Source organism: Idiomarina sp. ST20R2A10 (assembly GCF_051842345.1).
Lineage (GTDB): Bacteria > Pseudomonadota > Gammaproteobacteria > Enterobacterales > Alteromonadaceae > Idiomarina > Idiomarina loihiensis.
Genome location: NZ_JBNIEY010000002.1, coordinates 63,697 through 88,161, shown reverse-complemented (window position 1 = coordinate 88,161; position 24,465 = coordinate 63,697). Strand labels below are relative to the sequence as shown.

20 protein-coding genes are annotated in these 24,465 nt (G+C 48.0%); 17 read left to right on the top strand and 3 right to left on the bottom strand.

Going from position 1 to position 24,465, the window contains the following annotated elements:
- Positions 1-2: 2 nt before the first annotated feature.
- From gspI to ACP7H9_RS04530, 7 genes are all read left to right on the top strand, one after another.
- Positions 3-395, top strand: coding sequence for a type II secretion system minor pseudopilin GspI (gene gspI / locus ACP7H9_RS04560; protein ID WP_011235249.1), 393 nt, complete (start codon positions 3-5; stop codon positions 393-395).
- The gene (gene gspJ, locus ACP7H9_RS04555; RefSeq protein WP_011235248.1) at positions 385-1,068 is read left to right on the top strand and encodes a type II secretion system minor pseudopilin GspJ; all 684 of its coding nucleotides are present in this window, start codon (positions 385-387) and stop codon (positions 1,066-1,068) included. The genes gspI and gspJ overlap by 11 nt, the downstream gene beginning before the upstream one ends.
- Positions 1,058-2,044 (top strand): type II secretion system minor pseudopilin GspK, encoded by a 987-nt coding sequence (gene gspK / locus ACP7H9_RS04550; protein ID WP_011235247.1) that lies wholly within the window; start codon positions 1,058-1,060, stop codon positions 2,042-2,044. The genes gspJ and gspK overlap by 11 nt, the downstream gene beginning before the upstream one ends.
- Positions 2,045-2,047: 3 nt before the next feature.
- Positions 2,048-3,268, top strand: a complete 1,221-nt coding sequence (gene gspL / locus ACP7H9_RS04545) for a type II secretion system protein GspL (protein WP_286823031.1) — start codon at positions 2,048-2,050, stop codon at positions 3,266-3,268.
- Positions 3,265-3,783 carry a type II secretion system protein M gene (locus ACP7H9_RS04540; RefSeq protein WP_273024778.1) on the top strand — a complete coding sequence of 173 codons (519 nt, stop codon included), beginning with the start codon at positions 3,265-3,267 and terminating at the stop codon, positions 3,781-3,783. The genes gspL and ACP7H9_RS04540 overlap by 4 nt, the downstream gene beginning before the upstream one ends.
- Entirely contained in the window at positions 3,780-4,526 is a 747-nt protein-coding gene (locus ACP7H9_RS04535) for a type II secretion system protein N (RefSeq protein WP_011235244.1), read from the top strand. Before ACP7H9_RS04540 ends, ACP7H9_RS04535 begins: the two co-directional genes overlap by 4 nt.
- A gap of 83 nt (positions 4,527-4,609) precedes the next feature.
- Positions 4,610-5,428, top strand: coding sequence for a mechanosensitive ion channel domain-containing protein (locus ACP7H9_RS04530; protein ID WP_011235243.1), 819 nt, complete (start codon positions 4,610-4,612; stop codon positions 5,426-5,428).
- 54 nt (positions 5,429-5,482) lie between these two features.
- Here the strand turns inward: ACP7H9_RS04530 and ACP7H9_RS04525 are convergent, their stop codons facing one another.
- Positions 5,483-6,751, bottom strand: a complete 1,269-nt coding sequence (locus ACP7H9_RS04525) for an O-acetylhomoserine aminocarboxypropyltransferase/cysteine synthase family protein (RefSeq protein ID WP_439222255.1) — start codon at positions 6,749-6,751, stop codon at positions 5,483-5,485.
- Positions 6,748-7,656 (bottom strand): alpha/beta fold hydrolase, encoded by a 909-nt coding sequence (locus ACP7H9_RS04520; protein WP_439222254.1) that lies wholly within the window; start codon positions 7,654-7,656, stop codon positions 6,748-6,750. The genes ACP7H9_RS04525 and ACP7H9_RS04520 overlap by 4 nt, the downstream gene beginning before the upstream one ends.
- Positions 7,657-7,806: 150 nt before the next feature.
- Between ACP7H9_RS04520 and xseA the strand changes: the two genes are divergently transcribed.
- The 4 genes from xseA (at position 7,807) to ACP7H9_RS04500 (ending at position 14,197) form a co-directional block, all read left to right on the top strand.
- Positions 7,807-9,117 (top strand): exodeoxyribonuclease VII large subunit, encoded by a 1,311-nt coding sequence (gene xseA / locus ACP7H9_RS04515; RefSeq protein WP_439222253.1) that lies wholly within the window; start codon positions 7,807-7,809, stop codon positions 9,115-9,117.
- Between the two features lie 75 nt (positions 9,118-9,192).
- Entirely contained in the window at positions 9,193-10,500 is a 1,308-nt protein-coding gene (locus ACP7H9_RS04510) for an alkaline phosphatase (RefSeq protein WP_439222252.1), read from the top strand.
- A gap of 123 nt (positions 10,501-10,623) precedes the next feature.
- Positions 10,624-12,711, top strand: a complete 2,088-nt coding sequence (gene ppk1 / locus ACP7H9_RS04505) for a polyphosphate kinase 1 (protein WP_439222251.1) — start codon at positions 10,624-10,626, stop codon at positions 12,709-12,711.
- Positions 12,686-14,197, top strand: a complete 1,512-nt coding sequence (locus ACP7H9_RS04500) for a Ppx/GppA phosphatase family protein (RefSeq protein WP_439222250.1) — start codon at positions 12,686-12,688, stop codon at positions 14,195-14,197. Before ppk1 ends, ACP7H9_RS04500 begins: the two co-directional genes overlap by 26 nt.
- Positions 14,198-14,254: 57 nt before the next feature.
- On the opposite strand, the gene ACP7H9_RS04495 is transcribed toward ACP7H9_RS04500, so the two are convergent.
- The gene (locus tag ACP7H9_RS04495; protein WP_439222249.1) at positions 14,255-15,454 is read right to left on the bottom strand and encodes a DcaP family trimeric outer membrane transporter; all 1,200 of its coding nucleotides are present in this window, start codon (positions 15,452-15,454) and stop codon (positions 14,255-14,257) included.
- Between the two features lie 171 nt (positions 15,455-15,625).
- On the opposite strand from ACP7H9_RS04495, the gene acs reads away from it, so the two are divergent.
- From acs to ACP7H9_RS04465, 6 genes are read left to right on the top strand one after another with little or no spacing between them, the layout of a single operon-like run.
- Positions 15,626-17,566, top strand: a complete 1,941-nt coding sequence (gene acs / locus ACP7H9_RS04490) for an acetate--CoA ligase (RefSeq protein WP_439222248.1) — start codon at positions 15,626-15,628, stop codon at positions 17,564-17,566.
- 21 nt (positions 17,567-17,587) lie between these two features.
- Positions 17,588-18,220, top strand: coding sequence for a response regulator transcription factor (locus ACP7H9_RS04485; RefSeq protein ID WP_058576076.1), 633 nt, complete (start codon positions 17,588-17,590; stop codon positions 18,218-18,220).
- Positions 18,217-21,690 (top strand): hybrid sensor histidine kinase/response regulator, encoded by a 3,474-nt coding sequence (locus tag ACP7H9_RS04480; protein ID WP_439222247.1) that lies wholly within the window; start codon positions 18,217-18,219, stop codon positions 21,688-21,690. The genes ACP7H9_RS04485 and ACP7H9_RS04480 overlap by 4 nt, the downstream gene beginning before the upstream one ends.
- Positions 21,687-22,688, top strand: a complete 1,002-nt coding sequence (murB, locus tag ACP7H9_RS04475; protein WP_439222246.1) for a UDP-N-acetylmuramate dehydrogenase — start codon at positions 21,687-21,689, stop codon at positions 22,686-22,688. The genes ACP7H9_RS04480 and murB overlap by 4 nt, the downstream gene beginning before the upstream one ends.
- A complete protein-coding gene (birA, locus tag ACP7H9_RS04470) occupies positions 22,685-23,680 on the top strand; it encodes a bifunctional biotin--[acetyl-CoA-carboxylase] ligase/biotin operon repressor BirA (protein ID WP_439222245.1) in 996 nt (331 codons plus the stop codon). Before murB ends, birA begins: the two co-directional genes overlap by 4 nt.
- Complete coding sequence (locus ACP7H9_RS04465; protein WP_439222243.1) at positions 23,667-24,455, top strand: type III pantothenate kinase; 789 nt, start codon at positions 23,667-23,669, stop codon at positions 24,453-24,455. The genes birA and ACP7H9_RS04465 overlap by 14 nt, the downstream gene beginning before the upstream one ends.
- Positions 24,456-24,465 lie beyond the last annotated feature (10 nt).

Sequence of the window (24,465 nt, the reverse complement as noted above, 5' to 3'; positions counted from 1 at the left end):
CTATGCGGTGGGTGCGTGGCTTTACCTTAATTGAAGTGATGGTTGCCTTGTCGGTGTTCAGTCTGGCGGCACTTGCTGCACTACAGGCCGCTAGTGGTCATCTGACCGGGTTAAGTGCTTTACAGGATAAAACCTTTGCTCAGTACGTAGCTTCTAACCGCCTCGCAGAATTGTCGCTTGAACAAAAGTGGCCACTTGAAGATAAACGGAGCGGCCAGCAGGAACAGGCCGATGTTACCTGGTACTGGCAGCAACAAGTGACTGAAACCGTCACGCCGAATGTTGTTGCAGTGACGGTGAAAGTGATGAAAAACGAGGACGGTCGTGAGCACTTTCGGCTAACCCGCTATGTGCGTAAACCGGATTCAGCGGGAGGAACGAGCAATGGTCGTTAACTCCGCAAACAAGGGTTTTACCTTAGTAGAAGTGCTGGTGACCATGGTGATATTTGCCATTATCGGTATTGCCAGCTTTCAGGTTCTGAACCAAATGGTCAATACCGAAGAGCAATCTCAAAAACAGCGCGAACAACTGGAACGTTTACAGTTTAGCCAGTTGCTGATACAGCAGGATATTCGGCAAATGGTCGCTAAACCAACGCGGCCATCTGGTGTCGAGGTTACCCATCAATACCTGAGTAATGATCCGAGTTACTTCGATTCTGACGGCGGTGTGCTGGCCTTTGTCAGAAGTGGTTTTGATAACCCCGGTAACATGATGCCCCGCAGCGAATTGCAGCCGGTAGTTTACCGTTTATGGGATGGGAATTTGCAACGGGTAACCGAGACTTTCGTTAACGATCGCTCCTCAGAGCCATCCGTTCAGACCTTATTAGAAGGCGTTGAAGAACTGTCTTTTCGGTTTTACCGCAGTGATGGCGTGAGTAACGCGAATCAGGGGTTAGAACAAGGCTGGAGCGACAACTGGGAAAGCGCAGGTGATTTGCCTCAAGCCGTTGAAGTGACCATTCGTAGCAAAAACTTTGGCACCATCAGACGCGTGTTTTTGATAGCCGCAGTAGGACAGCAAGTGGAAAGTAATAGCGGAGGGCTGCAACGTGCCAATTAGCCCGCGTAAGTCATCACAAGCCGGAGCGGCACTGATAACCGTCTTGCTGGTTATTGCTATTGTGTCGGTTATTGCAGTGAATTTAGGCGGCAAACTGCAGTTGCAAATAACCCGTATGGGCAACTTGCAGCAAGCTGAACAAAGCTACTGGATGTGGTTAAGCGCAGAGGATGTGCTAAAAGAAGTGCTGCAAACTGAGCTGGAAGAGAACGATGGAGTTGCGCACAAAGAGCAAAACTGGGCTCAGCGCAGCGGACCTTTTCCGGTAGAAGGTGGGCAGATTGCCGCGAAAGTCAGGGATTTATACAGTTGCTTTAACCTTAATAGCCTGGTTACCGATGCAGAAGATCCCGGAACTCTGGAAAAGCGCAAACGACAATACAAAGCGCTGCTGGAAGCACTGGAAATTGATAACTATCAGGCCGAAATTTTAACCGACAGTCTGGTAGACTGGCTGGATGAAGACAGTCAGTTGTCGGGCAGTAACGGTGCCGAAGACCCTGATTACGAGAGTCTACCTAAGCCTTATTTGGCCGCAAACAGTCAACTACTTGAGATGAGTGAACTAAGAATGGTGCGTGGATACAGCGCTAAAGTTGTCAATTCTTTAAACTCTGTTGCTTGCGTTATTCCCAATGAGACAGACTTAAAAATTAATATTAATACTCTGGAACAGGATCAGGCTGCGGTTTTAACCGGGGTTACCGAAGGTAAGCTAGCACTTGCTGATGCTATGGCTTTGTTGAATAACCGGCCGCCTCAAGGCTACGAATCCGATGAGGAACTCGCTGAGTTGGCTGAGCTTTCGGGAGTGAGGTCGGAATTAGAAGGTGAGTTGCCGGAACTGACCGTGAGTAGTGAGTATTTTCAGCTGGTTGCGATGATTCAGTGGGGCGAGGTAGAAATGAGAGCGCGCTCGGTATTACATTTAAACGAAGGTCGAGTACAAACCCTGTACCGGGCGATGGGAGATTAGTTTATGCATGAAACACTGATTCTGCGGTTACCGGCTTATGGTACCGAAGAACCCATACCCTGGTTGGTCTGGCATAAAGGGCAGCAAGAGTTAATAGCCAGTGGAGAGCTGAGTTCGGTAGCAGAGCTTGTTCAGTTAAAAGATAAGGCCAACCGTTGCGAAGTCATTGTGGCCTTGCCCGGGCAAGATGTTTCGATGACAAGAGTGACTTTGCCCGCAGGCACAAAAAGGCATCTGCAGCGCATTATTCCTTATGCTCTGGAAGAAGAGCTGGCGACAGACATTGAGCAACTGCACTTTGCCTGGCCGGATCTAAAAAACACAGAATTGCCAGTTGCTGTAGTCGCCAAAGAACGAATGAATTATTGGCTGCAGGTATTAACCGAAGCCGGCATTGATTCTGCTTTCTGGGTACCCGACTGCTTCTTGTTGCCGCATCAGAACGATACCTGGCAGGCCATTGAGCTTGCCGACAGTGTTATTGTCAGAACTGGTGAGTGGCAGGGCTTTACCATAGAAAAAGAGCAGTTTGCTCAGTTAGCACCAGCTTTTGCTGCTGAACAGAACAGTCCAACAGAAATTATTCACTATGGCGCGCTAAACTGGCCGCAATCGCCAGCACCTTTAATCCCTGCTGATATTGAAGTGCCTTTTACTATCGCGGTGCAAAGTATCGCGACAGGAAATCGTATTAACTTAAGGCAGGGGGCTTATCGCTCACAACGGGCAAAACGTTCAGTTGATTTACCCTGGAAGGGGCTGGCTACTGCTGCGAGTGTACTCTTTGTTTTGGCCGTGTTGTTAAACGGCGTACGCTATTGGCAACTGGAGTCTCAGCGGGGCGCTTTAAAAGCTCAGGCTGAGCAACTTTATCGTGATGCCTTTCCGGGTCAGACTCGTATTGTGAATTTAAAAGTACAGTTGCAACGACAACTGGAAAGCCTTGGACTAGGCAGTGCGGATGAAGCTTCAGTGCTTGCGGTTTTGCAGCAACTGGCTCCGGCGTTTAAGTCGCAGCCTGAACTGCAGCTTGAGTTACTGCGCTTTCAGAATAATGAATTGCGCTTACAGGCAACTGCCAGTAGCTTTTCTCAATTTGAGGCTTTTCAACAGGCGGCGAAAGCCGAAGGGCTAACTGTTGAAGCGGGTTCAATGAGTAACCGTGGTGAACAAGTTTCGGGTTCTTTAACCGTGCAGCTCGATGCTCAGGGAGCGCAGTCATGAACAGATTTACTCGTCAGTTAACGCCTTATCTGGATTTAGGCAAGCAGCGCTGGAGCCAGTTTAACCAACGCGAGCAGAGCTTGTTAGCTGTTTTGGCAGGCGTACTGTTTATTGCTTTTCTGTACTTTGTCATTTGGCAGCCCAGCTCCCAGGCAGTAGCCAATGCAGAGCGTCAGCTTGCAGCTCAACAGCAGCAATACCAATGGGTTCAGCAGGCAATAGCGCGCTATAAAAAACTGGAAGAGAGCAGCTCTGAACAACAAAGTGCATCAGGCTCTGTCAGTCAACGTATCAACCGTGCTGCAGCTGCGCAGGATATTCAAATTGCGCGTTTGCAGCCTCAGGGGCAGGAGTATCTGTTAAGTGTTGATGAGGTGGCTTTTTCTGATTTATTAAGCTTTTTAGCCGAACTGGAGCAACGCCAGGGGTTATCACTAAAAGCTGTTGATATTGCGAAATTAAATACGCCCGGACAGGTGCGTTTACGTAAACTATTAGTAAGTGAGGCTTCATGAACTTAAAACGCTGGATACCCTGGTTAGTGGTCGTGTATCTGGTTGCCATGCTGGTGATGTTACCGGCAAGGGTTATTTACTGGTTTCCTTTACCGGATAACATCAGGCTCTCTCAGGTCAGCGGAAGCTTATGGAATGGCGTTGCCGGGCAGGTCGCAGTTGACGATATCGTACTGAATAATCTTAGCTGGAACTGGCAGGTGTCTTCTGTATTTCTGGGAGAGTTGGTCATGGATGTTAACTTGCCTGCCAAAAGTAACCCGTTTGCGCTGAATGGACGCTTACTGGCAGGGTCCACCAAAGTTGGAGCCAAAAATATAACAGCCAGTGGTGATGTTAATGCTCTGCTGCAGTTGGCAAACACCCGCTTGCCTTTAAAAACCGGAGGTAACTGGCGTTTGTCCTTAGACAGTTTTGTCGTTACTGCGCCCGGCCCGGTACGTTGGTGCGACGAGTTGAAAGGTCAGGCCCGGGGCGAGCAGATTCGGGTGTTGGTTAATAATCAATGGCAGTCGCTGGGAGATTTTCCGGTAGAACTTAGCTGTAACGACGATAACTCGGTGGGCTTAGCCATGAATGGTAATAACAGTTTAGGGTTAGACTTTCAGGGCAGCATTAACAGCCAGAGTTTCAATGCTGAAGGCACAGTGAAGCCGAATCTGGAAACACCTGAAGGGCTGGCTAAAATGATGGAATACATGGGAACGCCGGATTCGCGCGGACGTTACTCATTTCGCTTGTGATCCCACTTGCGGGCATAAACGTTTATGATTACTGTAATAATAAGTCACTAATTAAAGTCTCTGCGGAATAAGGAATAATTTGTATGGATAACATCGTCCAGTGGATTAATGATAATCAGGACATGCTGATAGGTTTCTCGATTAAATTTGTCATCGCTATTGCGATACTAATTGTCGGTAAAATCGTCGCTAACACCGTGACAGGTGTAATGACCAAAGGCATGAAAAAGCGTCAGGTCGACGGTGCTGTTATCAGCTTTGTCGGTGCAATTTTAAAAACGGTGATATTCATTGCCGCTATCATGATGGCACTGTCGCATGTGGGCGTTGAAACTACTTCCTTCATTGCCATACTAGGTGCCGCAGGTCTGGCAATTGGTCTGGCGTTGCAGGGCTCCCTGTCTAATATCGCATCGGGCGTTCTGCTTATTATGTTCCGTCCAATTCGTGCGGGTGAATATGTTGATGCTGGTGGTGTTTCAGGAACCGTTGAGCAAATTAATATCTTTCAGACCATTATGAAAACCCCTGACCGTAAGGTGGTTTTTGTGCCTAACTCTGAAATTATCGGTGGCCCTATTGTTAACTATAACCGAGAAGAATTGCGCCGTATCGACCTGGTTATTGGTGTAAGTTACAGTGCGAATCTACAGCAGACGAAGAAAGCACTGATGGATGTGATTACCAGCGATGAGCGGGTATTAAAAGATCCTGAACCTGTTGTTACGGTGACCAACCTTGGCGATTCGTCGGTCGACTTTAATGTTCGCCCGTGGACGAAAAATGAGGACTACTGGCCGACCCGCTGGGATTTACTAGAGCGAATTAAAGACCGTCTGGATGAGGAGGGCATTGGTATTCCCTTTCCCCAAATGGACGTTCACCTGAAAAAAGACGACTAACGTATTGTTGTTCTGACAAAAGGCCACTTCAACAGTGGCCTTTTTTGTGGGTGCTCAAGCGAGTGCCTGAGAGATATCGGCAATAATATCTTCCGCATTTTCAATGCCAACACATAAACGAATAGCTTCTGGTTTTACGCCAACCGCGGCCTGTTCGCCAGCAGACAACTGCCGGTGAGTTGTGGAGGCCGGGTGGCAGGCCAGTGACTTTGCGTCACCAATGTTGACCAGGCGTTTAAACAGTTTCAGCTTATCGTAAAACTCAACGCCAGCATCGTAGCCGCCTTTAACGCCAAAGGTTAACAGCGATGCGGGAACTCCATTCTTAATATACTTTTTCGCTCGCTCGTAGTTAGTGTGCTCTGGCAGCGCTGCAAAGTTCACCCAATCTACGTTTGGATGCGACTGTAAATATTCAGCCACTTTCAGCGCGTTGTCGCAGTGGCGCTCAATACGCAAAGGTAAAGTTTCTAACCCCTGCAGCAACAGGAAGGCGTTAAAAGGTGACAAGCAGGCTCCGGTGTTACGCAAGGCGACAGTACGAACGCGGGCTATGAAGGCCGCCGGACCAAAAGCGTCGGTATAGACTACGCCGTGATAAGCCGGTTCCGGTGAGCTAAACTGAGGAAAGCGTTGTTTTTGCTTAACCCAGTCAAACCGTCCGCCATCGACTATTAAGCCGCCAACTGAATTGCCATGACCCCCAATATATTTGGTCAGCGAATGCACCACAATGTCAGCGCCAAAATCAATGGGTTTGCAAAGTATCGGTGTAGCAACCGTGTTGTCCACGACCAGCGGAACGCCATGTTGGTGGGCGACGTCAGCATAGCCTTCTAAATCAGCGATGTTTCCCGCCGGGTTGCCAATACTCTCGCAGAATACCGCCTTAGTTTTATCGTCTATAAGTTTGCTTATGTCTTCTGCTTTATCCGATTCGGCAAAACGGACTTCAATGCCAAATGAAGGCAACATATGCTGGAATAGTGTGTAGGTTCCGCCGTAGAGTTGTGGTGTCGTCACTATGTTATCGCCCTGACGGGCAAGCGTAATTAATGCGTACTCAATGGCTGCCATGCCTGAGGCTACGGCAAGTGCGGCGACACCATGTTCAAGTTCTGCGACACGTTTTTCCAGAACATCGTTGGTCGGGTTCATAATGCGGGTATAAATATTCCCTTCAACTGCCAGGTCAAACAGGTCAGCGCCATGCTGTGCGTTATCAAACTCGTAGGAAACGGTTTGGTAAATGGGAGTAGCTACTGACTTAGTCGTTGGGTCAGTTTCATAGCCGTGGTGGATGGCCAATGTTTCGTCTTTCATACGGACTCCAGTTCAGATTCAGTTAAAAAATGCGTTAAAGCCGATTGGTACTGTTCAACATTCTTGATAAACCCGTCGTGGCCGAACGGCGTTTCAATAGTGACCCGGCCAAATGGGTTGGGAAGTAAGCTTGCCAGTTCATTCACCAGGCTGGGCGGGGCAATAGCGTCGTTGTTAAAGTCGACTAGCTGCACTTTTGCCTGCACGCGGGTTGGATCAATACTGTAATCATTGAGTATTGGCGTAAGGTGCGTAAATAAGCTGCGGCAACCATTGCCGTTTTGCTTCAAGAGTTTTTCGCCCTGATACAGTAAGTATTCAAAGGCATCGTCCGCATGATTAAAACGTTGTTCGAATTCTTCGGCGGTGCGATAACTCAGCATGGCCAGCGCCCGCGCCAAAATAATACCTGACTGATTATCATCGCATCGTTGAATGAGCGCTTGCTGAAAGTAGCGCAGTAACGCTGAATGTACTGACGGTTTGTGAGCCGCGCCAATAGCACTTAAACGCGGCAACTCAGTTGGGTGGTCAGCGGCATACTGAAGTCCCAGAACGCCACCGAAAGACCCCCCGATCCAGGCTTGTAGGTTATCGGTTTCCTGCTTCAGCGCGTGCCGAATGGCTTCACTGTGTTGCTTTACCGTTAAAGGCACAGACGGACACTCTGATCCTCCTATGCCGCCGGGGTAATCGAAGCTGATGACTTGCACATCAGTCAGCTCTGAAAAGAGCGGATGCAGCGACTGCCACCAGCCACTTTCATCAGCTTTCCAGATTTGGCCACTGGCACTGATCCCGCCCTGAACAACAACGACCGGTTTATCAGGATCGCCATAGCGATAACCTTTAAGACGTGCGAACGGAGTGTTTGCATAAAAACTGCGGGCAACTGGCTGAACCATAGTTAACCTCAATATTCTGAGTGAGGTTTTGACTGTAATAAATAGATATCAGGACGTCAAGACATTTAGACGTCCAAATTGGCTGGCGTATTTGAGTGCGAGCGGAATATGGTATGATTTATCTTTCATTTCAAAATAAGAGTGATGCTCATGGTGTATTCGGTCAGCCAGTTAAATACTGAGATTCGACAACTATTAGAGCAAGGCTTTGGTCAAATAAGCCTGGTTGGAGAAATCTCAAATTTTGCAGCGCCGGGTTCAGGACACTGGTATTTCACTTTAAAAGACGAGCGGGCTCAGGTTCGCTGCGCTATGTTCCGCAATGCGAATCAGCGTGCAAAGGTTCGGCCGCAAAATGGTATGCAGGTACTGGTACGCGCTAAAGTCACGGTTTACGAACCGCGGGGCGACTACCAACTGATTATTGAGCAGGTTGAAGACGCCGGTCAGGGGCTTTTACAACAGCGTTATGAGCAACTAAAAGAGAAACTGTCCGCTGAAGGGTTATTTGCGGCGGAACGTAAGCGCTTACTACCCGATCATATTCGCAAAGTCGGCGTGCTGACCTCACCCACCGGTGCTGCGATAAAAGACATACTGGCGGTGATGAAACGCCGGGACCCCGGCGTCGAAGTGGTTATTTATCCGAGCGCGGTACAGGGAGAGGCAGCCGTTCCGCAGTTGCAGGCTATGCTAAAAACCGCATTTGAGCGTAATGAAGTGGATGTACTGTTAGTCAGCCGTGGCGGTGGTTCTCTGGAAGACTTATGGTGTTTCAACGATGAGACTTTTGCGCGTCTTTTGGCAACAGCGCCCATGCCAACCATTAGCGCTGTTGGACATGAAATTGATTTCACTATTGCCGACTTTGTTGCCGATGTTCGTGCTCCAACACCTTCTGCAGCCGCTGAGTTAGTTACCAGAGATCAACAACAACAACAGCAAAAAGCGCAGGCACTGCAGCAACGCTTAGGCTTGGCGCAGCAGAGATTGTTGCAGCGTTTACAGCAGCGTTGGCAATTTTTACAAACCCGGCTGCAACAGCAGCACCCGCAACGACAATTGCAACAACAGTCACAATTAGCCGATGAACTGCAAGCCAGAGCTAACCGGGCGTTACAGAACCGCCTGGCGCGGCAAAAGCAGCAAGTGTCTTATTTACACGGCCGCCTGCAGGCTATGCATCCGCAAAAAGAGTTACAGCGTTTGCAGCAAAAACTTCAGACGCAGCAGCAACGATTGCCGCAGGTTATGCAACGAGTTTTAAAAGACAAACGAACTCAGCAGCAACAGTTGATGCAGTCTCTGAACCTTGTCAGTCCTTTGAATACTCTGGAAAGGGGTTACGCTATTGTCCGTACAGAAACCGGCGATGTGGTTCGTAGTGAGAAGCAAGTGGCTGTGGGTGAATCAATAGAAGTTCGTCTGGCTGACGGTAATATTACCGCTAAACGGCAATGATTCTGCGGCTATTGTCATATTCCTGACACTCGCGCTTTGGTATACTGGTTAGGTTATTCACAAAGGAGTCGTGGTATGAAACTCAAAGCATTGGTAGCTGGCATTGGGCTGGCTTTGGCATCTACAATGGTGCAGGCAGAAGAACAGAAACCCAATATTATTTATATTATTGGTGATGGTATGGGGTTTGAATATATTAGCGCGTACCGTTATGCCATGTCTGATTTAGACAGCAAAACTATTGCTAAAACTGAGTTTGATGCCATGCTGAAAGGCGCCGCAACCACCTATCCGGATGATAATACCTGGGTTACGGACTCCGCCGCTGGCGCAACCGCTCTGGCGACAGGCGTTAAAAGCTACAACGGAGCTATTGCCGTCGATTCTGATAAATACCCATTACAGACCATTATGGAACTGGTTCGCGAAAATGGCTGGTCAACCGGCTCGGTATCCACCTCACAAGTTAACCATGCAACGCCGGCATCGTTTTTCACCCATCACCCGTCGCGCTACGAATACAACCAGATAGCCGACAAAATTGCGACTCAGGTGGTTGAAGGTCAACCGTCTTTTGACGTGATGTTAGGTGGCGGACAAAGCTATTTTAACCGTGAAGACAAGAATTGGCTGGATGTATTGCCGGAGCACGGCATGCAGGTAGTAACCGATATGCAAATGCTGAACTCGGTTGACACTACGCCAGTAATGGGACTTTTTGCAGAAAAAGGTTTGCCGCACGCGATTGACGGCGATGTTGATGCGCTGGCCAATATGACACGTACCGCTTTGCGCTTATTGGATAAAAAGCAGCAGCCGTTTGCTTTAATGATTGAAGGCAGCGAAATTGACTGGTGTGGTCATGCCAATGACATCGCTTGTGCCGTCCACGAAATGGATGGACTAAATCGCGCATTGAAGGTGGTGAGTGAGTACCGCGAGAAGAATCCCGACACGTTAATAGTGATGACGGCTGATCATTCAACTGGTGGCCTGACTCTAGGGCGTGATGGTGACTACGCCTGGTATTCTGATCGTGTGATGGCGATTGAAAATTCAATTGCTTTCATGAGTAAAGAGATGCTTGCCATGGATACTGAGAGCTGGGCGGAGTATGTAGCTGATAAAGTTAACTTTGAGCTGACTCAAGAGTATCTTGATGAGCTTGCTATTGCCGCTGAAGCAGAGGGTGAAGAACAACAAGACGCTTTACATCAGGCACTGGTCTATATAACTGGCGATATTACCGGTACCGGCTGGACAACCAGCGGGCATACCGGTGTTGATGTTCCGGTCTTTGCTGTCGGCCCTTATAGCGAAAACTTCGGCGGCTATATGGATAATACGGACATTGGCAAGCAGCTAATAAAACTCGTCAAATAACCTCTTCTTGTAAGTTTCCCCGACAGTCGCGTTTTATAACGCGACTGTCATATTACTGTCATAAAAATACAGCCCGAGTACGCTAGGCTAGTCGCATGATGTATCTGTTGCCATGTCTACGCTATGAAATTTTTTAATAAAGAACTAAGCTGGCTTTCCTTTAATGAGCGCGTGTTGCAAGAAGCTGCAGACAGCACGGTTCCGGCAATTGAACGAATTCGTTTTCTCGGAATTTTTTCCAGTAATATGGATGAGTTTTTTCAGGTGCGCGTGGCTGACGTAAAGCGCCGTATTTTCTTTAGTCAGGCGACAGAAGAGCGTGAACAATATGAGCAGCTAATGGCACAGTTGCAAAAAAAGGTTGTGTTGCTGCAAAAACGCTTTGATGAAGTACTGGAAGAAGTCTTAGAAACCTTAAGAAAAATTGGTATTTCGCTACTAAGCATTGACCAGTTGAACGAAGAAGAAAAGCAAAGGCTTAAGCGCTTTTTCACGGAAAAAGTACAGCGTTTTATTGTACCTATATGGGTCAATGGTAAAGGAAACCTTTCTAATATTATCCGTGAAGATGAAACCTACCTTTGTGTTGAGATTATAAACGCTGATGCCAAACAGTATGCGCTGTTGGAAGTGCCTTCTGATCAGATGGATCGCTTTATTAAGTTGCCTGCCAAGGGGCGCAGTAAGAAGCACAAGCTTTTGTTTTTAGATGACGTTCTGCAATTGAATTTAGAAGTATTGTTTAAGGGAATTATTCCGTTTAAGCAACTGCGGGCTTTTTCGTTTAAAACCACCAGGGACGCGGAATACCGCCCTTCAGATGATATTGAACAAAGCTTGCTTGAACGTATGGAAGAAGGCTTAAAGCAAAGAGTAAAAGCTGACCCTGTACGTTTAGTTTACGACCGCGCAATGCCGGAAGAAATGCTCGCCTTTCTAAGTGAAAAGCTGCAGCTAACCCAGTTTGATTCTTTTGTAGCTGGTGGCCGTTATCGTAACACACGAGATTTCGTTAAGTTTCCGCACTTAGGCAAAAAGTCACTGACGCACAAAGCTTTGCCTGCATTGTTTCATCCAAAGTTCTCGCACTTTGATAATGTATTCGATGCCATTCAGAAAAGCGATATCGCGCTGTATTACCCGTACCATAGATTTTCGCATTTTACGGAGTTTGTCCGGCAGGCCGCTTACGACCCTAAAGTTACCCGAATCTCAATGTGTATTTATCGTGTGGCGCCTAACTCTCGGGTGGTCCGCTCGTTGATGGATGCGGTACAAAACGGTAAACATGTGACTGTTATGGTTGAGCTTCAGGCTCGGTTCGATGAAGAAGCAAACATTGAATGGGCTAAGGAGTTAACCGACTCAGGTGTCCGTGTCAGTTTCGGCATCCACGGTCTTAAGGTGCACTCTAAGCTGGTGCTGATTCATCGCAATGAAGGGAATCTTGACCGGCGTTACGCGGTAATTGGAACCGGGAACTTTCACGAGGGAACGGCACAAATTTATACCGATTTTAGTTTATTTACCTGTCAGCCGGATATTTGTACCGATGTTGAATCGGTATTTCATTACCTTGAGCAACCTTACCGGGCACATAAGTTTCGTCATTTAATGGTGGCACCGGTAAATATGCGGCAGAGAATAAATGATCTTATCGAGTTCGAGATAGATGAGGCTAAAGCCGGTAAACCAGCAGAACTGCTTTTTAAAGTGAATAACTTAGAAGACGAAAGCCTAATTGTGCAACTTTATAGAGCGTCGCGTGCCGGTGTTAAAATTCGGGGTATAGTGCGTGGCATGTGTTCTTTGCGTCCGGGAATTGAAAACCTCAGCGAGAATATTGAAATTCGCAGTATTGTTGACCGCTACCTGGAGCATGCCAGGGTGTATATTTTTGAGCATGCTGGTAAGAAAGAGGTCTTTATTGCTTCGGCCGATTTAATGACACGTAACTTAGACCATCGTGTGGAAGTTGCCGCGCCCATCTATAATGATGAGGTGAAAGCTGATATTTTGAAAATAATGAATTTGCAGTGGCAGGATAAAGCGAAATCGCGCTTTATTGATGCGGAACAACAGAATAAATACTGTTTTGAGTCGGATAGGTTGGCTCCTAAAGGCCGCTCGCTGGTGCCTTCACAAGTCGCTATTCATCGATATCTTAAGCGACGTAAGAGAGATTATGAAAGCCAACAAAAAGACCTCTAATAATGACCCGAAGCAGTTTGCTGCTTTGGATATTGGCTCCAATAGCTTTCATTTAATTATTGCGCGTTTAGTTGAAGGTCAGCTGCAGCCTATTTTCAAATTCAAGCAACCCGTGCAACTGGGAGAAGGTCTTTCTAATCGCCACCTGAGTGACGCTGCGGTTTACCGTGGTATTGAAGCGCTCCGGCAATGCGCTGTCCGGCTGGAGGGTTTCCATCGCGATACCGTGAAAGTTGTAGCTACACACACATTACGTAAAGCTAAGAATCGTAAGCGATTTTTGGCAGAAGCAGCCAAAGTGTTACCGTTTCCTATCGAAGTCATTTCTGGCAGGGAAGAAGCCCGGTTAATTTTTCGTGGCGTGGCAGAAACCAGCTCAGAATCTACGGGGTCTCAGCTGGTTATTGATATTGGCGGGGGCAGCACTGAGTTTGCTATTGGAAAAAATCGCCAGCCGAAGTTCTTAAGCTCACGAAGTATTGGAAGCCTGGCTTTTTCAAAAGAGTTTTTTGCATCAGGGAAAATCACCCCCAAACGTTTTGATAAGGCGGTTATATCAGCTCGTCAGCATGTCGAGCCAATAGCAAATTATTTGGCTGAGCATCCGGTGGAAAGCGTTTTCGGTACGTCGGGAACCATCAAGGCTATTTTCCAATGGATTGTGAAGCGCGATGGCGAGCAACCTTTGGGTATAACGTATTCCCAGCTTCAGGGATGCCGGAGTGACCTTATTGCCGCTGAGTCGATAAAAAAACTGAATAAAGAATGGGTCTCGCCAGAGCGCAGGGAATCTATTGCGGGCGGTGTTGCGGTACTCTTGGGCATTTTCGAAGAACTGGGAATTGAGCGTCTGGTTCCTCACGACTCCGCGCTAAGAGAAGGCGTTTTGTATGAACTGGCGGGCGAAGTCTTGCTGCACCAGGACGTACGGGAACGCACCATTAACAGTTTGGCGCAACGTTACTCGGTTGATTCGGCTCAAGCCGAGCGGGTGTTATCTACGGTGCAGCAGATTTGGGGCGGTGTAGCTGAAAGCTGGGGACTCACTGGACAAGATTTGGAAGTGTTATTAGAAGGTGCGGCTAAGTTACATGAGGTCGGGCTAAGCATTAGTGCCAGTGGTGTACAAAAGCATTCTGGTTATATTTTAGCTCATGCTTATATGCCCGGGTTTAATGCCGAAGAACAGCGGTTCTTATCAACTATTGTTCGGTACTTTCGTAAAAAAATACAAACCGCAGAGTTCCCGGATCTGATTCTGTTTAGCCAAAATCAGCTCATTAAAATGCTGATAATGATGCGTCTGGGCGTTATTTTAAACAGCGATAGACAAAACTCAATTTCATTGGAAGAGGCGATTATTGAAGACGGAGCGTTGAAACTGCAACTGAAAGGTTCAGCGAAAGAGGATTCAGTACTTACTATGCAACTTGAGTACGAGGCCAACGTTATGCAGAAATTAGGTTACGAACTGGTGGTCTATTGAAAACAGCAGGCGCACAAAGTAAAACCGCTCTTTGTGCGCCCGTATTTCTTTTATTGATTAAAACTTATACATAGCCATTAATTGCAGGCGGTTTAAATCACCGTCAACATTGGCTTCAGTTTCACGGTTCGCTTGTGAAATTTCAGCACCAAAGGTTAGGTTTGAAGCTGGGGAATACATCACGTTAAACGCAAGGCGTTGTGTGTATTCAGTCATGTCACCAGCGAGAGCTAGCAGCTCTTCATCATTGTCTGCCCAACCACGCGAGTAAACGACATTCGAGCGTAGCTTCTCAGTCCAGAAGTGGCGGTAAGCAAATGAAATACCGGTTGAGTCAATGGCTTCCAGCTCACCGTTACCATCGATATAAGCGCCGTTCCATGTGTTAAGACCTAAATAGCGACCTAAGCCCGAACCAGTTGTAATAGACGCACGAATGTCGTCCATACCAAAGGTGTATTTGGCACCGAAGCTTACCCCATAACCGAAAGTGGTCTCATCATCACCGCTTTGCGGAACGTCGTAAGCTAACTGACGTAGAAGCGCCGATGCCTGCCAGATGATATTTTCTGCTGTGCCTGTGTACTTGAAGGTAACGTCCGGAACAAATCCATCACTGGAAACGATGCGGCCGCCCGGCGCAGTTGCGCCATTAGCCCGGGTTTCTGTAACTGTTGTCTCGGGGTTTTCAATGGAAGCGCTGAAGCCGCCCGAAGTGTAGCGGATCTGTGCCTGACGGTTAAAGATGATGCCGTCTGTAATACCGATAAAGTCGACTGACTCTGCCAGAATGTTTAAGTCCAGGAAGTTTGACCAGGTTTGACCGAATGTCCAGTTACCGTATTTAAGAAAAGCGTGACGTAGGCGCGGGTTGTAGGAGTTAGAAATACGTTGGTCGCCGTCAGGGGTTAATAGAAAGTCCATCTCAATATGTCCGGTCAGCGTTTCACCATTGTCTAATTCGGTTTTACTGGTAAGAAAGAAACGGGACTGGCGTGCTTGGAAGTCTGTCGTTAAGTCATCGCCTTCGCCACCTACCGGCGTAATACTGGGGATGTATATTTGACGGCCGATGCTGGCACTTGCTGGCGCAGGACCATCCGCATAGTCTGATACTAACAGATCTAATTTTACGTAACCGCCAAAGTCAATGTCGGTGTCGTTAACCTGAGCCTGGGCGCCCAAGCTCATAACACCCAATACAGCGGCGCTCGCCGCCGATAAGGTGAATTTTTTTGTGATACTTGCTTTAGCCATGGTGTTCTCCCTGTCAGCTAAATGTTTTTCTTTAATTGGTATAGTTATGTATAAACGCTGTTAAGTGTCGTTAATTGGTCAATTTTTATCAATCTAGACTATGGTCTAATAGTGTTTAACGCGCGTAAAACGTACAACAGTTACCATCTTGCGAATAAGGAGGAAGAGGTAATGTCGCAACTGTATCCAGTTCCAGACCATATAAAATCAAAAGCTAAAATCGACAATGACGGTTATAAAAAACTGTACCAGCAATCCATTGATGACCCCGAAGGCTTTTGGAGTGAACACGGAAAGCGCATTACTTGGTTCACACCCTATAACAAAGTCAAAAATACAACGTTTGAGCCAGGTAAAGTCAGCATCAAATGGTACGAGGACGGCACTTTAAACGCTTGTTATAACTGTGTCGACCGTCACCTTGCTGATAAAGCTGACAAAACAGCCATTATCTGGGAAGGCGACGACCCTAGTGTAGATAAACACATCACCTACCGCGAGCTACATAAAGAGGTATCCCGTTTTGCTAATGGCCTGAAAAAATTAGGTATTGGTAAAGGTGACCGAGTCGCTATTTATATGCCTATGGTACCGGAAGCGGCTTATGCGATGTTGGCCTGTGCCCGGATTGGCGCGGTTCATACCGTTATCTTTGGCGGTTTCTCACCAAATGCTATTGCGGACCGCATTAACGACTGTCAGGCAAAGGCTATAATTACCGCCGACGAAGGTCGTCGTGGCGGCAGCACTATTGGTTTGAAAGCCAATGTGGATAAAGCCTTGTCTGATGGCGTTTGTCCTTCATTAGAGCACAGCATTGTATGTCGTGTTACCGAAGGTGACGTTGAATGGACAGAAGGTCGTGACGTTTGGTGGCATGAGTTGATTGGCGATGTCAGCGATGAATGCCAGGCAGAAGTGATGAACGCCGAAGACCCGCTGTTCATTCTTTACACGTCCGGCTCGACCGGAAAACCGAAAGGGGTTGTGCATACTACCGGTGGTTACATGGTGTATGCGTCAATGACGCATGAGTATGTCTTCGACTATCACGATGACGATGTTTACTGGTGTGCAGCCGATGTCGGCTGGATTACTGGTCACTCGTACATTGTTTACGGGCCGCTGGCAAACGGTGCAACCACACTGATGTTTGAAGGTGTGCCAACGTATCCTGGGGTTGGCCGTATTGGCGAAATTGTTGATAAACACAAGGTCAATATCCTTTACACCGCGCCAACGGCAATTCGTGCCTTAATGGCGAAAGGTGACGAAGCAGCGAAGACGTCGACCCGTGAAAGTTTGCGTATTTTGGGCAGTGTTGGTGAACCAATTAACCCAGAAGCCTGGGAGTGGTACCACCGCGCGATTGGTAATGGTAAATGTCCAATTATGGATACCTGGTGGCAAACCGAGAACGGCGGTATTTTAATTGCACCACTGCCGGGTGCTACCGATTTAAAACCCGGCTCAGCAACACGTCCATTCTTTGGTATTCAACCTGCACTGGTTGATGGAGAAGGGAATATCCAGGAAGGCGAAGCCGAAGGAGGTTTGGTTATTAATGACTCATGGCCTGGTCAAATGCGTACTCTTTGGGGCGACCATGAGCGTTTCGAGCAAACCTACTTTTCGACTTTCAAGAACCGTTACTTCAGTGGTGATGGCGCGCGTCGTGACGCCGATGGTTACTACTGGATAACTGGTCGCATGGATGACGTTCTGAATGTATCGGGACACCGTCTAGGTACGGCTGAAATTGAAAGCGCGTTGGTTGCGCATAAGTCAGTGGCCGAAGCGGCTGTTGTTGGTTATCCGCATGACTTAAAAGGTCAGGGTATTTACGTATACATCACACCGGTTGAAGGTGTGGAAGTAACCGATGAATTAACCAAAGAAGTACGTAACTGGGTTCGTTCTGAATTAAGCCCAATTGCAACCCCTGACCTGATTCACTGGACGACGGGTTTGCCGAAAACACGTTCAGGTAAGATCATGCGTCGTATTTTGCGTAAGATTGCCGCTAACGAATATGAGAATCTCGGTGACACCTCTACGCTTGCTGATCCAAGTGTGGTAGATTCATTGATAGAGAATCGAATGAATAAATAATGTCACTTAATTTGGAATCTCATGGCGAAATTTTTAATCGCAGATGACCACCCTCTGTTTCGCGAGGCGCTGCAAGGCGCTCTCGCGAATCACTTTTCTGAGCTTACCTTACGCGAAGCCGAAGACCTGGACTCGACACTAGCGGCTTTAAACAAAGACGACGACGTCGACTTATTGCTGCTCGATTTGCACATGCCCGGCAGCGGTGATTTATACGGCCTTATTCGAGTCCGTGAAGACTATCCGTTATTGCCTGTTGCTATCATTTCCGGCAGTGAAGATGCGTCAATTGTTGCTAAATGTATTGGTTTTGGGGCGCTTGGTTTTATTCCTAAGTCATTGCCGTCAGCGGAAATAGCAGAAGCGATAGACACCATTTTGCAAGGCGAAACCTGGGTGCCTAAAGAGTCCCGCGAGCGCCTGGATGTCATATCTGACGAAGACCAGGAACTGGCGCGTAAAGTGTCTGAATTGACACCGCAGCAATACCGCGTACTTCATTTTTTACACGAAGGCCTACTAAACAAACAAATCGCTTATCAGTTAAGTATTACTGAAGCGACTGTCAAAGCTCACATTACGGCAATCTTCCGTAAACTCGGAGTTTATAGCCGTACTCAAGCCGTACTGGTCGCTGAACGTCTACAGTTATGACTTGGCTGCTGGTATTCGCCTCACTGGCGTATGTCATTTTTCTATTCGCCATTGCGACCTGGGGTGATCGTTTAGGATCCTGGGCGAATAAAATCAGTCACAAGCCAGTTGTCTATTCTATGTCGCTGGCCATCTATTGCACGTCCTGGACGTATTACGGTGCTGTGGGCAATGCAGCGGTTGACGGTTGGGCGTTCTTTCCTATTTTGCTCGGGCCAATTCTGCTGTTCCTGTTTGGTATCCGCATCCTGGAAAAGCTGGTTTCGGTTAGTAAACAGCAAAACATTACTTCAATAGCCGACTTTATTTCTTCCCGCTTTGGTAAACGCAGGCGGCTGGCGGTGGCGGTTACTGCCATTGCTGCCGTTGCTATTATTCCTTACATTGCGTTGCAGTTAAAAGCTGTGGGCATTAGCTTTGCGGTTCTGACTGAAAGCACTGGAGTGATGGCCGAGTTTTCTATAAAAGAGCTGGGTGCCGCTGCGCTAATGGCAATTTTTGCTATGTTGTTTGGTACCCGCCACGTTGAAGTCACTGAATATCGCAGTGGCATGATACTGGCTATTGCCGTTGAGTCGATGATAAAACTAGTCGCCTTGCTGGCGGCCGGTGTTTTCGCCTGGTTTTTGATTCAGGGAGACGCGCAGTCGGACTTATTCAGTTCCTTTAGTGACGTGACGAAACCGCAGTGGTCGTTTGCAGCCTTTGGTGAGTTTGAATTCATTGTACAAACCCTGATGGCGGCCGGGGCTATTCTTTGTTTACCCAGACAGTTTCATGTGGCGGTAGTGGACAATGTTGATGTCCGCCATTTACGTACGGCCCGTTGGGGCTTTCCTCTGTATCTGGCACTGACCGCTGCCGCTATTGTCCCCATTGCTATTGCAGGGACTTTCTATTTGTCAGCAACCACCGACGGTTCAACTTTTGCGTTGCAACTGCCGTTACTCAAAGACCAGCTCTGGTTATCACTGGTTATTTTTATTGGTGGTATATCGGCAGCGACAGCCATGGTGATCATCGCGTCTGTTACTTTGAGTACTATGATAACCAACGACGTTATCATGCCTATTTTGCTGCAGCGCGAGTCGCGCTTACCACTAAAACATAGACGCCGGGAATACGACAGGGCGTTACTATTAATTCGACGTGTGGCTATTGCCGTTACTATGGTGCTGTCGTTCTTATGTTATTACTTCTGGGCAGCCCGGACTAATTTAGTCAGTATTGGTTTGTTGGCTTTCTCGCTGGTGTTGCAGTTGTTGCCGGCATTGCTTGCCGCACTTTACTGGCGTAAAGGACATGCACGGGGTGTTTACGCCGGGTTGGCTGCAGGTTCCGTTGGCTGGGTTTTAGCTGTATTAATACCCCTTTATACCGACTTACAGCTAACCGATGTGGAAATCATAACCCGGGGTACTGTGGTTTCGTTAGCCCTAAACAGCTTCGGCTTTATTGTGTTTTCACTGTTAGCAAAACCACGTCTCGTTGATCGTATTCAGGCAACGGCCTTTGTTAAACCCAGAGCCGCTTTACCTGATTTGCATTTCAACAAAAATGACAGCGCCACCAATGCCGATATGTTATTGCTGTTAAGAACCTTTTTAGGTGCGGAACGGGCTCAGCAGTTAATGCAATATTATCAGCGTCCGGAAAACACCGAACTTCCGCTGGAAGCTGTGGCAGAGAAACCGTTTATCAGCTTTGTGGAGAGAGCAATAGCGGGGGTATTGGGGTCAGCCACGGCGCGCTCATTGGTTGACGCTGCGCTGCGCGATAAACAGCTGAATTTAGAGGAAGTTGTTCACTTCTTCGACGATACAACGCAAGCTCTGCAAACTCAGCAATCTATTTTGTTTAGCTCACTGGAGAATTTGGCTCAGGGCATTAGTGTCGTCGATGCAGAGCTGAGACTGGTGGCCTGGAATAAACGCTATATGGATTTATTTCAGTATCCTGAGGGCATGGTGAAACCCGGACAGCCTATAGCCACCCTTATTCGCTATAACGCAGAGCGCGGAGAATGTGGTCCTGGTGACGTTGACGAGTTGGTTAATAAGCGTTTGCGTTATATGCAGCTTGGGTCGCCACACCGTTTTATTCGTCGTCGAGCCGACGGCCGGGTGATAGAGATGGTGGGTAATCCGCTGCCAACCGGGGGCTTCGTTACCAGTTTTACCGACATTACGTCGCACGTTGAAACCCAACAGGCGCTGGAAGATGCCAATATTGACCTGGAGCAGCGGGTCGACGTTCGAACTCAGGAAATACGCGAAATAAACCAGGAACTGACAGCAGAAATCGACAGGCGTCGACAGGTCGAGGAGGAGTTGAAAAAAGCCAAGGCGGAAGCTGAAGCGGCTAATGCCTCTAAAACGCGTTTTCTGGCGCTGGCCAGTCATGATATTTTGCAGCCTCTTAATGCGGCGCGTTTGTACCTTTCTGCTATTCAGGAAAAAGAACTTTCGGAGCGGAACTTGTCTTTGGTTGGCAAGCTGGATACCGCACTTGGTTCAACAGAACATTTACTCTCTACTTTATTGTCGATAGCAAAAATGGATCAGGGTGCATTGAAGCCTCAGTTCCGGCATGTGCAACTTAGCTCATTACTGGAGCCTTTGGTTGAAGAATACGCGGTGCTGGCAGAGCAGCGAAACCTGGATTTTCGTGCGTTTTATAAAGACAGGCCGGTGTATACCGACCCAACTTATTTGCGCCGAATTGTGCAGAACTTTTTATCTAATGCCATAAAATACACCCAAAGGGGGAGCGTGCTGTTGGGCGTGCGCAAACGCGGAGAGGAGCTCCAGATAGCCGTATGGGATACCGGTCCGGGTATTGCAGCGCAGCAGCAAAACAAGGTATTTGATGCATTTTATCGAGTGCAGAATCAAACCGTAGACGGTGTTGGCCTTGGATTAAGTGTCGCGCAACGTATGGGTGAGCAGTTAAACTGTGACGTACAGGTTGAGTCGGTTGAAGGTAAAGGTTCGTGTTTTTCGGTCAGAGTGCCATTAGGCAATGCCGCTCAGGTTGTCAGCCGGCCAAAGAAACAACTGGAAGATGCTTTATCTGACCCTTTACAGCTTATTGTGGTCGATGACGACAATGAGAATTTAAGCGCGTTGAGTGCGCTGTTGAATAAGTGGGGATGTGAAGCGCTGACCTTTAATCGTTATAGTAAAGCTCTGGCGTACGCCAAGGCTCACAGTCAGAACAAAGCGCCGCACGGACTGTTATTAGATTATCAGTTAGGTGACGGCGACGGCTTGCAGTTAGCGCAGGAATTACGTGATATCTGGCAGCAACAGATACCGGCGGCTTTGGTGACAGCCATGCGCGATGATGCCGTGAAGCAGGCAGCCCGCAAAAGTGGCCTGCAGTTTTTACCTAAGCCGGCTAAGCCCGCCGCATTAAAAGCATTCTTAAAATACATTAGCACTCGAAAGGCAGGAGGAGCCAGAAGTTGATAGAGCTTGCCGAGCGACACACATTTAAACTCCCGGCACAATGCCGTTCGTTAATTGAACTGAAAAGCAGCGACGACGTTGAGCAGTTAGCATTTGAAGAACCTTATTATTTGCTTGGTGAGGGCAGTAACACCTTATTTGTTGATAACTTTTATGGAACTGTCATTTGTAACCGGCTACTGGGTGTCTGTATTGAAGAGCAGGAAAGCTCGTATTTAATTACTGCCGCAGCGGGCGAGAACTGGCATAACTTTGTTGCTGACTTACGCGTAAGAAGTATCGACGGGCTGGAGAACTTAGCGCTAATTCCGGGCTCAGTCGGTGCGGCTCCGGTGCAAAATGTTGGGGCTTATGGGGTCGAGGTGGCAACTTTTATTGAACAGGTAACCGCCTGGGATGTTAAAGAAAAGTGCTGGGTTTCTATGAACAGAGAAGCCTGTCAGTTCGCGTATCGCGACAGTATATTCAAACAAAATCCTGGCCGTTGGTTGATAACTTCGGTGGTGTTTCGGTTGCCCAAAGACTGGCAGCCGGTTACTCACTATGCTCCGTTAAACCAACTTGAGGGGCATGTGAGTGCTCAGAAAATTTTCGATACGGTTGTGGAAGTACGTCAGAAAAAATTGCCGGACCCAAAAGTTATACCCAATGCCGGCAGCTTTTTTAAAAATCCGGTTATTACCAAAGCGCAGCTTGATGAGCTGTTGCAGAAATGGCCGGACATGGTCTATTTTCCAGTAGCCGATAACCAAGTAAAAGTGGCGGCTGGATGGCTTATTGAGCATTTAGGTCTGAAATCAGCGTTTGTCGGCGATGCAGCTGTTAACCCGCATCAGGCATTGGTATTGATTAATAAAGCACAGGCCACGGGCAGTGATATTACGCAGCTGGCACTAAAAATTATGAAACAAGTGGTGGATGCCAGTGGCATTATGCTGGAACCTGAAGTTCGTCTGGTCGGCCAACATGGCCTTGTGCAGTTGGCGGTAAAGAAATGAAGCAGGCAGAACGTCTTGATCAGTTAATTACTTTACTGGCTAATGGTGAGTTTCATTCCGGGCAGGCTATTGGTGAGTCTCTGGCTATATCCCGGGCAGCGGTAAATCAACACATTCATAAACTTGAAGAGCTTGGGCTGGAGCTGTTTTCGGTAACGGGTCGGGGCTATAAGCTTGCCCGGCCGATAGAGCTTTTGCAGGCCGGGGTGATTGAAAATGAAAGCCCTGAAAAGTGGCGGCAGTCACCGGGGTTTGAAGTGAAGTCGGTGGTTGATTCCAGTAACGACCGGGTTAAGGAGTTGGCCAAAGAAGGGCCTTTAGAAGCGGGGTTTTCTATTTTCGCTGAAGCTCAGACTGCCGGGCGCGGGCGTCGTGGAAAAAAATGGATTTCGCCCTTTGGTAATAACCTTTACTTTAGCGTGTACTGGCCTTTAGATGACGGCATTCATGGTGCCATGGGGTTAAGCCTTGCTGCGGGGGTAGCTTTGGCGGAATGTTTTACTGACTTGGGTATTAAAGCCGTTAGCGTAAAATGGCCTAACGACGTTTATATTGGCGGGAAAAAAGTGACCGGAATACTGGTCGATCTTGAAACCTCCCCTGAAGGCGCGGCGCACAGTATTATCGGTATTGGTATTAACTTAACCATGCCAGAGCATGTTGGTGCGAGCATTGATCAGGCCTGGACGGATCTGAACTCCGAATTGCCGCAGCCAATGTCGCGTAATCATATTGCGGCGCAGGTACGTGCCTCAGTGCTGTCGGCTTTACAGCAATACGAACAACACGGGCTGGCTGCTTTTCAGCAAAGCTGGCGCCGATACGACTGCTTTTTGGATAAGCCGGTGAAGCTGATTATGGGGCAGAGAGTTTGTTTAGGAACCTGTCGTGGAATAGACGAAAATGGTGCGTTACTGGTAGAAGATGAGCAGGGCGTACGCCGTTATTTTGGTGGTGAAGTTTCATTGAGGGCGCAAGATGCTACTAATTGATGCGGGCAATACTCGCAGCAAATTTGCATGGTGGAATACAAACACAGACAAAATAGAGATTCTGGGAGCTATTCCTCATCAAAGCTGGCTAAACGATTTAAGCCAGCCGCTGAAAGATTTGTTACTTGAGGTTGTCAGCAGCCACCAGCTAGAACGAGAGCAACAGGCTATTGGTTGCAGTGTGGCCGCTGTTCAGGTTATGGATACATTAAATAGCTCGCTGGCGGAACTGGGTATAAAAGTTTTCTGGCAAAAAACCAGAGCACAACAAGCAGGGGTTACTAATGGTTACACTAAAGAACCAGAGCGTCTTGGCTCGGACCGCTGGATGGCATTACTCGGTTGTCATGAGCAAGTGAAACAGAACGCATTGATTGTGGATGCGGGTACTGCGCTGACTATTGATTGGTTAACGGCTGATGGCCGCCATCTTGGCGGCTGGATTGTTCCCGGACGGCAGTTAATGCTAAATGCGCTGGGTCAGGGTACGGCCAATTTAAAGGGCATTACGGTAAATGACATTGAGCGTGATGGTTTAGCTGCCGGGCTGGATACTTTTGACGGCATTACTCAAGGGGCTGAAGCGGCTTTAACCGGCGCTATTGCACAAGCGATTCAGTTGTCCGGCCGCTATTTTTCCGACCAGCCTTTTGAGGTGGTGGTCACCGGTGGTGACGGTGAACATTTGATGCGAACGTTGTCGGTTGAATTTTGCCGTTATGACGATTTGTTGTTTAAGGGTTTACGACTCTGTGCCGATAACCTAAACAGTTAAGCTTTTAGGC